The organism is Vulcanococcus sp., assembly GCF_044369115.1.
In the GTDB taxonomy this organism is placed as follows: Bacteria; Cyanobacteriota; Cyanobacteriia; order PCC-6307; family Cyanobiaceae; genus Vulcanococcus.
Map to the genome: position 1 here is coordinate 1 of NZ_JBIPMN010000082.1, position 11441 is coordinate 11441.

Here is an 11441-nt window from a genome sequence, read left to right on the forward strand (position 1 = left end):
GATGGCAGCCCTGGGTTACACCCTGCAGCTGCCCACCGAAGAGCGCTTCCTCAATTCCAAGGAAGACCTCGAAGGCCAGATCGCCACCTTGCTAGGGGGCCGCAGCGCTGAAGAGATCGTGTTTGGTGCCGTCACCACCGGCGCCGCCAACGACCTGCAGCGCGCCACCGACATCGCCGAGCAGATGGTGGGCACCTACGGCATGAGCGATGTGCTCGGCCCCCTTGCCTACGACAAGCAAGGCGGCAGCCGCTTCCTCGGGGGCGGCAACAACCCCCGCCGGGTGGTGAGCGATGCCACCGCCCAGGCGATCGATAAGGAGGTGCGCACCCTGGTGGACCGCGCCCACGACCGAGCCCTCTCGATCCTTCACCACAACCGCGAGCTGCTGGAGAGCATCTCCCAGCAGATCCTGGAGAAGGAAGTGATCGAAGGTGACGATCTCAAGAACCTCCTGGCCAGCAGCGTGATGCCCGAAGAGGCCGTGGCGATTGCCTGATCGGCCCTGACTCACAGCTGGTCGGGCAGCATCACGCCATCAGCGTCCAGAGCTGGATATCCACGGATATCCCGTTCTGGGCGCTTTTTGGTGTGCCCCCACAGGGCCAGACCCTTGACGAAGGGGCCCGTGATCTCGGATAAGGGTTCTTTGAAGAAAGGCCGATGGCTGCCAGCAGCGGCTACCCAGCCTTGGCGGAGCTGAAAGGGCGCGACTTTCTCTCCTCCACCGACACCACGACCGAGCAGACCGCCGCTCTGCTTCAGCTGGCGAGCGATCTCAAGGCAGGCCGCACCCGCATCGATCTCGGCGGCCGCAGCCTCGGCCTGATCTTCAGCAAGGCCTCCACCCGCACCCGGGTGAGCTTCACGGTGGCGATGGCCAGGCTGGGCGGGCAGACCATCGACCTCAATCCCCAGGTGAGCCAGGTGGGCCGCGGTGAGCCGGTGGCCGACACCGCCCGCGTGCTCAGCCGTTATGTGGATGCGCTGGCGATCCGCACCTTCGCCCAGGAGGAACTGGCCGACTACGCCCATTGGGCCTCCATTCCGGTGATCAACGCCCTCACCGATCTGGAGCACCCCTGCCAGGCTCTTGCCGACTACCTCACCCTTCAGGAAGCCTTCGGCGAACTGGAAGGGCTCACCCTCGCCTATGTGGGTGATGGCAACAACGTGGCCCACTCGCTGATGCTCTGCGGCGCCTTGCTGGGGGTGAACGTACGGGTGGGCTGCCCCAAGGGCTATGAGCCGGATGCCGGGGTGCTCGAGCAATCCCGCCAGCTTGCAGGCACCCGCTGCAGCATCGACGTGCTGCACGAGCCTGTGGCCGCCGTGCGCGGTGCCCATTCCCTCTACACCGATGTCTGGGCCTCCATGGGCCAGGAGGATGAAAAAGCCGCCCGCGAAGCCGCCTTCAGCGGCTGGTGCCTCAACGAAGAGCTGGTGGCTGAAGCCGATCCGCAGGCGATCGTGCTGCACTGCCTCCCCGCCTATCGGGGCCTGGAGATCAGCGCCGGCGCCATGGAAGGCAGCAGCAGTCGCATCTTTGACCAGGCCGAAAACCGCCTGCATGCCCAACAGGCCCTGCTGGCTGCCCTGCTCGGAGGCACCTGAGCGCGTGCCTTAAAGCACGGAGCGCACCAGGCTCTCTCCTTAGCGTTAGGGCATGGCGCACTCGCATCCAGCCCGAAGGAGCAGGCGGCGGGTTCTGGCGGCAGCTCTACTCAGCGCCTGGATCCTTGCCTGGAGCCAACCATCGCAGGGGCAGCAGCAGGAACTCCGGGGGGTTTGGCTCACCGCCAACGACATGCCCGTACTGCGTGATCGCGAGCGCATGCAGGCCACGGTGGATCAACTAGCCCAGCTGCAGTTCAACAGGCTGTACGTGGTGGTGTGGAACGGCGGCATGGCCTACTACCCGAGCCAGCTGAGCGAGAGCCGCGGCTTTCAGGGCTTCACCTACCGCGGCCTGCAGGGGCAGGACGTGATCGGTGAGCTGATCAATGCGGGACGCAGTCGCGGACTCGTGGTGCTGCCATGGTTTGAATTCGGCTTGATGGCTCCGCCGGATTCCGAGATCGCCAAGCAGCACCGCAGCTGGCTCACACAGAAACGCGATGGCGGCCTCACCTCCATCAGCGCAGCGGGCGAGGTGGTGTGGCTCAATCCCTTCCGGCCCGAAGTGCAGCAACTGATCAGCGATCTGGTGCTGGAGGTGGTGAGCCAGTACGGAGCGGAGGGAATCCAGTTCGATGACCACATGAGCCTGCCGCGGGAGTTTGGCTACGACCCGTTCACCGTGGAGATGTATCGCAAAGACACCGGCAAGGCACCACCGGCCAACCCGGATGATCCGGCCTGGGTGAAATGGCGGGCTGATCGGCTCACGGCCTTCATGCAACGCCTCAGCCAGGCCATTCGCGCGGCGAGGCCCGGCGCCATTGTTTCCATCTCCCCGAACTACTACGACTTCGCCTACAAACTGCAGCTGCAGGATTGGCGCCGTTGGGTGCAAACCGGCATTGCCGATGAGCTGCTGATCCAGATCTACAGACCGGATCTGGCCAGCTACCTCCCACAACTGAGCCGGCCAGAGGTGATCGAGGCCCGCGATCGCATTCCCACAGCGATTGCGGTACTAAGCGGCCAGCGCAATCGCCCTACAGCGCTCTCACTCATTCGCGAGAAAGTCGATGCCAATCGCGAGCAAGGCCTCGGCACGGGTTTCTTCTATCTGGAAAGCCTCTGGAACCTTGGGCCTGAACCGGCGAGTGAACGGATCACAGCGTTGAAGCAGCTGCTGGCTCCCCAGGGCGAACCCGCCGTCATCACAGCCCCATCAATGCCCGGCGCGACACCGCCGCCACCACCACCAGCGCCGGCACCACCGGTTGTAACAGCCCTGCCCTGAGCAACACGGCTTGCCAGACCGCAAGCCGAGAGGTACAAGTGTATTGACAGCCTCTCACCCCTCCGGTGCCCACAGGATCACCTGAACCGCTCACCCCCGCCCAGCAGGAGCTGTACGACTGGCTATCGAGCTTCATTGGGCAACACCGCCATAGCCCCTCCATCCGCCAAATGATGGAAGCAATGGGGCTGCGCTCCCCAGCTCCGGTGCAAAGCCGTCTGCGTCATCTGCAGCAGAAGGGTTGGATCACCTGGCAGGAAGGCCAAGCCCGCACCCTGCAACTGCTCGGAAATCTCAGCCCCGGCATCCCCGTGTTGGGCGCCGTGGCCGCCGGCGGACTCGTGGAAACCTTTGACGATGTGAGCGAACGGATCGATCTGGCGCCCGTACTGGAGACCCGCGGTCTGTTTGCCCTGACCGTGAACGGCGACTCCATGGTGGATGCCCACATTGCCGATGGCGATGTGGTGCTGATGGAACCGGTGCCGGAGCCCAGCCGGCTGCGCGAAGGAACGATCGTGAGCGCGCTGGTACCTGGCAGCGGCACCACCCTCAAGCACTTCCACCGCGATGGTCGCCAGGTGCGACTGGAAGCGGCCAACCCGGCCTATGAGCCCATCGTGCTCGACGCCGAACAGGTGACGGTGCAGGGAAAATTGGTGGCGGTGTGGCGCCAGGTTTGAGCAGCAATCAGCCCAGCACCCCTGCGGTGTAAGCTCTTTGCATCGAAACGGCGGGCCGCAAGGCCGGTTCGGGTGTCCAGCCCCGATCAGCCTTTTGATCCAATCGGGGCCTTAGCTCAGCTGGTAGAGCACTTGCATGGCATGCAAGGGGTCAGGAGTTCGAATCTCCTAGGCTCCATTTCGAAAGCTCAGGCCAATTGCCTGAGCTTTTTTGTTCTCGGAATCCCCTGGCTGCACTCAGGCGCCCCAGGAGCGACTCGGCATCAAAGCCCGATCAGGATCCGCTCGTGCTGGATCAGCTCGGCGATGGCTACATCCACCTCGCCATCCACGCTGGCGTCCACACTTCCGCTCGCCTTCGCCTGCAAAGCCTGCGGCAACTGCAGCGTGGCGTTCACCGGCAAGGGACGATCCAACGACAACTGAACACGAATCGGCCCTTGAAGCACGGTGAGCACACACAGCAGCAGTTGAGCTCGTGGGCCGAGATCCCCACCGTCAGAGCGAGACACCATCAGGTGCTCCCGCTGACATCAATTCAGTACAGCACGAACACTTTTCATCAGGTAGCCGTTGCTACACTTTTAAGACGTTCATCCCCTCGCGGGACGCACGCCTTGGCAGCAGGGAACGGGGCTGCCAGCTTGAGGCCACCGCCATGAACACCCTCGCCCTCATCCGCGCGCAGATCCTGAAGGCCCAGCGCCTGCATCAGGCTCAGCTCGCCACTGTGAGCAACCCCCGCGCCCAGATCTTCTGATCCGGGGAGGCCATTTCATCCATCCGGCGCCCCTAGGGGCGCCTTTTTTGTGCCCTCGTTCTGGGCCCGAGCTAGGCAGTGACTGAGGCGGCGCGTGCCTCCAGAGCCAGCAGCGGCCCACGCAACAGCAACACCACCAGGATCAGCCCCACTCCCATCGACACCTGCACAGGCCCGTAACCCGATCCAGGCACACCCGTGAGCAGCGCAACCGCATGCATCAACCCACTGGCCGCTGCCGCACTGAATGACTGCAATCCCTTGCTCAAGCTGGCAATCGCCGACACCCGCCCCCACAAACCCTCCCAGAGCCACCGCTGAGAGCAAAGCGGCGTAGTAGCCATGGCTTTGCCCCCCGCCCATGGCGGGGTGACCATGCACAAAGATCGGCAGCAGGGTTTGAAACGGCATTCCCAACAGCATCACCACCGCCAGCAGCTGCAGCAGTGACCTCAAACTCCACTGGCCGCGGACAAACTGCAGCCCCTCAGCAACGCTGCGCACCAAAGACTCACCCTGACTGCGTACAGCGTGGGTTACCGCATGCAGGGAAGGAAGAAAGGGAATCAGTAGCAAGAGGGGCACAAACCTGAGCACGTTGAAGAAAAATGCCACCTCTTCATGACTGCGATTGCTGGTGCCAATGCTCAGCAGGACCCCACCCAGGGCCGGGCCAAAGATATTGGTGATATTGGAGGAGATGCTGTAGAGATGCTGGGCTTCCATCCATTGATGCTGAGGCACCATCTCACTAATCAGAGCTGTGCGAGCAGGGGAATCAAATGCTGAAATGGCTCCATTGCAGGCATTCACAGTCACGAGCAGCCAGAGAGGCACGGTGCCATGCATCGACGCCAACCAGAGCGTCAGCGCCACGATGAAAAAACCGGTTTCGGTGAACTGAAACAGCCGGCGCCGGCTGATGCGATCAGCAGAGGCACCACCCACCACTTCCAGCAAAAACTGCGGCACGCCATAGCCAAGAGCCAAGGCCGCGATACCACTGGCGCCGTAGCTCTTCACCGTGAGCCACGACAGGGCCATCACGAAGGCGCTGGTGCCGAGATTCGACACCAAATTGGCGACCCAGAAGCGACGGAAAACGCGCAGTTGCCAGAGCGAAAGGGCGCTGCTCAGCAGCCGGCCAATCGGGGATTCCTGGGAATCCTCATCGTCAATGAACATCAAGGCCTGCGGCAGCTTTGCCGCAGCAGATGCTGCACCAGGGTGGGATCAGCCTGCAAGGCGTACGCCTCGATTTCCCGCTGACGGCTGTCCTGAGGCAGCGGAGCCGTGGTGGCCACCACATGCTGGAGATTTCCCTGATTGCGCAGATGCTGCAGGAAGAAACCATTCAATTGGCGCTCCGTGAGATCACCAGCCCGGCGCAGCCCTTCGCTGAGGGCCAATGATGTAGGCGTTTCGAGGCCATCAAGGCAGTCCTGCACCACGTGCACCAGCTCGTGATGGAGAACCTTGGAGCGTTCCGTGGGCCTGGCCAGCAGGGCATCACCCAGGCAGAGCAAATTGGCCCCCATGTTGTAGGTGGCGAGTTGACCGGGAGCACCGCAGACACCACCTTGCTGCACGCTCACCCCCAGGGCGCGCAAACGCTCGAGCAGCTCCGCCTCGGCCTGCAGCGGTAAACCCTCAGCCCTGAGGGGAGGCACTTGCAACCCAGCCACCCCAAGCGCCAGAGCTGCAGCCACACTCCAGCGCGAGGCACGCACAGGCAATCTCAAGAAAGTCTCAAGATTGTCGCACCCGAGATCCAAGGCGGGCTGCGGCCGCGCCGGCGGACAGCAGTAGCAACGGCAACTCGCCCATGCGGCTGTAGCCCGTACGACCAGCCAGCACCGGCAACCGCACCGGCAGGGTTGCGGCCATCCCGGCGCTCAACCGTTGACGCACAGCGCCAGAAGGATCCACCAGCAGGCTGGGGCCGGTATTGGCTGCGCTCACCAGCCAACGTCCGGTTTCGATGGCCCGCAATTGGGCCAGGGCCGCGAACTGGCCCTGCAGCTGAGGGGGATAGGGGTCGAGGTTGGCACTCGCCAACAGCCAACCAGCCCCATCACGCGTTGCCGCGGCCAGCGCAGCCCCATCAGCGATCTCGTAGCAAATCGCCACGCCCACAGCGCCTGCGGGGCGCGCCAGCAACCGCGACGGTTCACCAAAGCTCACGCCGCCCACCGCTGACAATCCCGCCCAGCTCAACCAACTGCCGCCGGGGATCCACTCCCCGAGCGGCACAAGCCGGTGTTTATCGATCGCCTGCACGGGCTCCTGCCCCCCAGGCGCAAAGCGCAGCACCGAGCTCCGCAACGCGCCGCCCATCTCGCGGAAGCCACCACTCAGCACCTCCACTGCGGCGGTGTGAGGGAGGGTCTGCCCCACAGCCAGAGCCCCCTCGGGCAACACGAGCAGATCAGCCCCTTGCCGCTCCGCTTGCAGTTGTGCTCCGGCCAAACGGCGCAGGAGAGCCTGTTGCTGGCTCCAGCTGAATTTCTCCCGCGTAGGAATCGCAGGCTGCAGCACCAGCACGTTCAGATGGCTTGCCGCATCGGCAACTGGCCCAGAGAGCTGCAGCAGCCGCCAACCCCAGGCATGCAGCAACAGCACCACCAGCAGCCAGGCGCCGGCCGAACGCCAGACACCACTGCGATGCGCAGCCCAGGCAGCCAACAAGCGCCAGAGCCACCAGGCCAGCATCAGCTGCAGAGCCGCCAAACCACCAGCACCAATCCATTGGGCCAAGCCAGCCAAGGCGCGATCACCGGGCAACGCAGCGCTGCCCAGACCAATCCAGAACAACGGCCCTTTGGCCAACGCAACTTCCGCCAGACCCCAGAGCGCCGCGGCCAGGCACGCCGTACTCCGGCGCTCAGGCCCCAGTCGCTGCACCAGCAGCCGCCAACCGCCCACAAGAGCCGCCGCCACCACACCGAGGCTGGCCCAGAGGAACACGCAGAGCGGCAGGCTCAGCGGCAGTGGCACGCCCACCCAATCGAGGGGATGCAGCCACAGCAACCAGCGATGGCTCACCAGCACCGCCGCGCCACCCCAGAGCGCCGCGGGGCCAGGCCCCAAAGCCCACAAAGGAACCAAAGCGAGCCACAGCAAAGGCGGACAGCCCCAGGGGGGCAAGACCAGACCCGCCAGCAACCCGGCCGCCGCCGCGCCACTCCATGTCCACAACGGCCGGTTCCCTGCCATGGCCACCGACGTTAGGAAGCGCCATGGTTTGGAGCAGGAACCACGGGCGAGCCCATGGACGCGAGCAATCCGCTTCAACAGCTGCTGGTGCGAGGCCTTGGCACCACATCACTGGTGGCCGACCGCCTACGCAGCGTGACCCAGGCCTGGGTGAGCAGCGGCCGCCTCGACCCCGCCCAGGCGACCGCCCTGGTGGACGACGTTCTGGCGAGCCTGCGGGGCGAGAACCCAGAACTGGAGAAGCAGACCGAGCGCCAGGTGGAGCGCAATCTCGATCACCTCCTGCAGGATCTGGGCCTGGCGCGCCAGCGGGAAGTGGATGAACTGCGCGGCCGGATCGATCGGCTGGAGCAACAACTCAGGCGGCTGCGCAGCGATACGGGAGCCAACGACGCCAGCAGTTACAGCGACGTTCCCGACTGAAGCTGGGGCAGAATTCGCCGTCTCAGCCCTTCTCGAGCCATGCGCGACATCCTGATCAGCTCGGCTGTGTGCGTGGCCTGCCTGCTTCTGGCGCTGGTCAGCCAGCTGGTGGCGCCCTCCACGGTGCAAGCCCAGCCGGCAGCACAGGTGGTGGTTGCAGCCGCTCCGGCCGCAGCCCCGGCCAGCTTGAGCGGCCAGTTTGAGCTGGACCCCGAAGACCCCAACCCCGCGCTTTTCACCATGGCCAACGACGCCGGCAGCCCCGATCAAATCGCCGATTCCGGTGCCGCTTCTCTCGGCGGCGAGCTGGTAGCCCCCAAGGAGCGCACCACCGCCTCGGGTCTACGCATCACCGATCTGGTGGTGGGAGACGGCCCCGAAGCCACCTCTGGCCAAACGGTTGTGGTCAACTACCGCGGCACCCTGGAGAACGGCAAGGAGTTCGACAGCAGCTACGGCCGCGGCCCCTTCTCCTTCCCCCTGGGCGCAGGCCGTGTGATCAAAGGCTGGGATGAAGGCGTGGCCGGAATGCAGGTTGGCGGCAAGCGCAAGCTCGTGATTCCTCCCGATCTGGCCTACGGCGAGCGCGGTGCAGGCGGTGTGATCCCCCCGAATGCCACCTTGATCTTTGAGGTGGAACTGCTTCAGATCAAGGGCTGATCTGTTCAGGATCACATCCAGCGCATCGACTGTGCCCTGATCAGCGGCTGCAGCGATCGGTCTCGTTAACCAGGCACGGCGGCACCCTCTTGCGGTTGCGGGCATCAACACGCCTTCCGCGGCTGTCCGGCCCCGGATATCCATGGATATCCGGGGCCGGACACCTTCTCGCTACAGCTCCTCACCGCTCCTCGCAGCCCTCCATGCTGTGCGGTTCTCGCGACCGAGGAAACCTGAAGCGATCGTTAGGATGCCCCGGCCGTCCGGCACATGGCCGGGCCACATCCAGCACGATTCCACGTCACATGGCTCACACGCTGCCTGCGCTGCCCTACGGCCTCGATGCGCTCGAGCCCCATATTTCCCGCCAGACCCTTGAGTTCCACCACGGCAAGCACCACAACGCTTACGTGACCAATCTCAACAACCTGGTGGCCGGCACCGAGCTGGAAGGCAAGAGCCTGGAAGACACCATCACCGCAGTGGCCGGTGACGCCAGCAAAGCCGGCGTGTTCAACAACGCCGCTCAGGTGTGGAACCACAGCTTCTACTGGCAGTGCATCAAGCCCAATGGCGGCGGCAGCCCCAGCGGCGCCCTGCTCGACAAGATCAACGCTGACTTCGGCAGCTTCGAGAAGTTCGTTGAGGAGTTCAAGGCCGCCGGCGCCACCCAGTTCGGCAGCGGCTGGGCCTGGCTGGTGCTCGACAACGGCACCCTCAAGGTAACCAAGACCGGCAATGCCGATCTGCCTCTGGCCCACGGTCAGAAGGCTCTGCTCACCATGGACGTGTGGGAGCACGCTTACTACCTCGACTACCAGAACCGCCGCCCCGACTACATCACCACCTTCCTCGACAAGCTGGTGAACTGGGACTTCGTAGCTAGCAACCTGGCAGCCGCCTGATCGTTCGTTGCGATCACAAGCTCAAGCCCCCGGCCGCAAACCGGGGGCTTTTTGCTGGCTGGGCTTCAGCCTCGGGGTTGCGCTTCCGCCAGCACCGCCTCTGGCGCAATCCACATGGCATCGCCGTAGGAGAAGAAGCGATAGCCCTCGGCCTTCGCCTGCTCATAGAGATCCAGCAACCGCTGGCGACCGATCAAGGCGCTCACCAGCAGCAGCAGTGAACTCTTGGGCAGGTGGAAGTTGGTGAGCAGGCCCTGCACCACCGCGAAGCGATAGCCAGGCTGAATGACCAGATTCACCGGTCCGCTGTGGGGCTTGAGCTCGCCGTCATGCAGCCGAGCCACCGCCTCCAGACTCCGCACGCAGGTGGTACCCACGGCGATCACCCGGCCGCCGCGCGCACGGCAAGCCTCCACTGCCTCCACCAGAGTGGGCGACACCTCAACCCATTCGCTGTGCAGCTCCAGCTGGGTGAGGTCTTCAGTTTCGACGGGCCGGAAGGTGCCCAGGCCCACATGCAGGGTCACCTCCGCCATCGCAACGCCGCGGCCGCGGATCGCAGCGATCAAATCATCACTGAAGTGCAAGCCCGCCGTAGGCGCCGCAACGGCTCCAGGCCGGGAGGCATAGCGGGTCTGATAGCGCGTGTCGTCGTCGTCGTTCTGCTGTTGGATGTAAGGGGGCAATGGGATCGAGCCGTAGCGCGCCAGCAGGGCTTCGATCGCCTCGGGGCTGGTGCACGCCTCGGGAAAGCGCACCACGCGACCACCGCTTTCCTCATCGATACCCACAACCTCCAACGGCAAGGGCTCCTGACCGTCGTGCTCCAGCTGCAGCACTTCACCCGGTTTGAGCCGTTTGGCCGGGCGGGCCAAACAGAGCCAGTCGCTGCCCTGCACCGGCTCTAACACCAGCAGCTCTACGGAGCCACCACTGGGGCGGCGCACCTGCAGGCGGGCCTTCAGCACCCGGGTGTTGTTGACCACCAGCAGATCACCCGGCTGCAACTCCCGCTGTAGATCCCACACCGTGAGATGACGGCAGCTCGCCTTGGGGCCAGGCTCCACGGCCAGCAGCCTGGCAGCATGGCGAGGCTCCACGGGCCGTTGGGCGATGAACGTCTCCGGGAGATCGAAGACGTAGCTCGAGAGCCGCAGATCAGCGGGATCTGTCGCCATGGAAAGGGGGTGTTTTAGGTCAGATCGCCAGGCTTTCGGGGTTGGTTTCGATCAGCTGGGCCAGGTCCTTGAGGAAGGCAGCGGCATGGGCGCCGTAGATCACGCGGTGATCACAGGTGAGGTTCACCTGCATCTGATTGGCGACCCGCATGGAGCCGTCCTTGCCGGCCACCACGGTTGGGCGGGAGGCGGCCACCGCCAGGATCGCGCCAGTGCCGGGGGGCAGGATCGCGTCAAAGCGATCCACGCCGAACATCCCCAGGTTGGAGAGGGTGAAGGTGCCGGTGCTGTATTCGTCGGGCTGCAGCTGCTTGCTGCGAGCACGGCTCACCAGATCAGCCCAGTTGCGAGCCAGGGAATAGATGTCGGTCTTGTCGGCGTTGGCCAGCACTGGAGTAATCAGGCCGCCGTCTTCCATCGCTACGGCCACAGCCACATTCACTGCAGCGGGATAGGCCATCGCGCTGCCATCAGCGTTGGTGGCAGCATTCACCTGCGGATGGCGAGCGAGCACCACGCCCACAGCCTTGGCGAGCAGGGCGGTCATGGTGACGCCCTTGCTCTTCACCTGCTTGTAGAAGGCATCGAGCTTGGTGGTGGTGATCGTGTAGCCCACCCGGAAGCAGGGAACCTCCAGGCTGGCGAGCATGTTGCGGTTGACCGCGTTCTGCAGCGTGTTGAAGCTCACGCTCTCGCCGGGGCGAC

Annotated in this window: 12 protein-coding genes, 1 tRNA gene and 1 pseudogene; 8 read left to right on the top strand and 6 right to left on the bottom strand. The window is 64.5% G+C overall.

The features are described 5' to 3' along the window. The 5 genes and pseudogenes from ACIQ2E_RS07795 to ACIQ2E_RS07815 form a co-directional block, all read left to right on the top strand. Window positions 1-499, top strand: a pseudogene (locus ACIQ2E_RS07795) (cell division protein FtsH); the annotation flags it as partial. A 164-nt stretch (window positions 500-663) separates the two neighbouring features. Continuing rightward, window positions 664-1614 (top strand): ornithine carbamoyltransferase, encoded by a 951-nt coding sequence (gene argF, locus ACIQ2E_RS07800; protein ID WP_398328549.1) that lies wholly within the window; start codon window positions 664-666, stop codon window positions 1612-1614. Between the two features lie 52 nt (window positions 1615-1666). Continuing rightward, the gene (locus ACIQ2E_RS07805; RefSeq protein WP_398328552.1) at window positions 1667-2911 is read left to right on the top strand and encodes a family 10 glycosylhydrolase; all 1245 of its coding nucleotides are present in this window, start codon (window positions 1667-1669) and stop codon (window positions 2909-2911) included. Between the two features lie 65 nt (window positions 2912-2976). Continuing rightward, window positions 2977-3594, top strand: a complete 618-nt coding sequence (gene lexA / locus ACIQ2E_RS07810) for a transcriptional repressor LexA (RefSeq protein ID WP_398328555.1) — start codon at window positions 2977-2979, stop codon at window positions 3592-3594. Between the two features lie 105 nt (window positions 3595-3699). Continuing rightward, window positions 3700-3772: transfer RNA gene (locus ACIQ2E_RS07815), tRNA-Ala, on the top strand. Between the two features lie 85 nt (window positions 3773-3857). Here ACIQ2E_RS07815 and ACIQ2E_RS07820 read toward each other — a convergent pair. From ACIQ2E_RS07820 to lnt, 4 genes are all read right to left on the bottom strand, one after another. Next, entirely contained in the window at window positions 3858-4109 is a 252-nt protein-coding gene (locus tag ACIQ2E_RS07820) for a hypothetical protein (protein WP_398328558.1), read from the bottom strand. A 260-nt stretch (window positions 4110-4369) separates the two neighbouring features. Further along, on the bottom strand, window positions 4370-5539 hold the full coding sequence (locus tag ACIQ2E_RS07825; RefSeq protein WP_398328561.1) for an MFS transporter: 1170 nt from the start codon (window positions 5537-5539) through the stop codon (window positions 4370-4372). After that, entirely contained in the window at window positions 5539-6084 is a 546-nt protein-coding gene (locus ACIQ2E_RS07830) for a hypothetical protein (RefSeq protein ID WP_398328578.1), read from the bottom strand. The genes ACIQ2E_RS07825 and ACIQ2E_RS07830 overlap by 1 nt, the downstream gene beginning before the upstream one ends. Before the next feature lie 19 nt (window positions 6085-6103). After that, entirely contained in the window at window positions 6104-7570 is a 1467-nt protein-coding gene (gene lnt, locus ACIQ2E_RS07835) for an apolipoprotein N-acyltransferase (RefSeq protein WP_398328563.1), read from the bottom strand. Window positions 7571-7624: 54 nt separating this feature from the next. On the opposite strand from lnt, the gene ACIQ2E_RS07840 reads away from it, so the two are divergent. The 3 genes from ACIQ2E_RS07840 to ACIQ2E_RS07850 all read left to right on the top strand — a co-directional run bounded on the left by ACIQ2E_RS07840 (window position 7625) and on the right by ACIQ2E_RS07850 (window position 9558). After that, entirely contained in the window at window positions 7625-7993 is a 369-nt protein-coding gene (locus tag ACIQ2E_RS07840) for a phasin family protein (RefSeq protein ID WP_398328565.1), read from the top strand. Between the two features lie 39 nt (window positions 7994-8032). Further along, window positions 8033-8653, top strand: coding sequence for an FKBP-type peptidyl-prolyl cis-trans isomerase (locus tag ACIQ2E_RS07845; RefSeq protein WP_296448559.1), 621 nt, complete (start codon window positions 8033-8035; stop codon window positions 8651-8653). Between the two features lie 305 nt (window positions 8654-8958). After that, a complete protein-coding gene (locus ACIQ2E_RS07850) occupies window positions 8959-9558 on the top strand; it encodes a superoxide dismutase (RefSeq protein WP_398328569.1) in 600 nt (199 codons plus the stop codon). Between the two features lie 65 nt (window positions 9559-9623). On the opposite strand, the gene queA is transcribed toward ACIQ2E_RS07850, so the two are convergent. Together queA and ACIQ2E_RS07860 are read right to left on the bottom strand one after the other, a co-directional pair. Next, complete coding sequence (queA, locus tag ACIQ2E_RS07855) at window positions 9624-10736, bottom strand: tRNA preQ1(34) S-adenosylmethionine ribosyltransferase-isomerase QueA (protein ID WP_398328572.1); 1113 nt, start codon at window positions 10734-10736, stop codon at window positions 9624-9626. A 19-nt stretch (window positions 10737-10755) separates the two neighbouring features. Beyond that, the coding region (locus tag ACIQ2E_RS07860; protein ID WP_398328575.1) for a 2-oxo acid dehydrogenase subunit E2 at window positions 10756-11441 on the bottom strand (686 nt) is incomplete at its 5' end.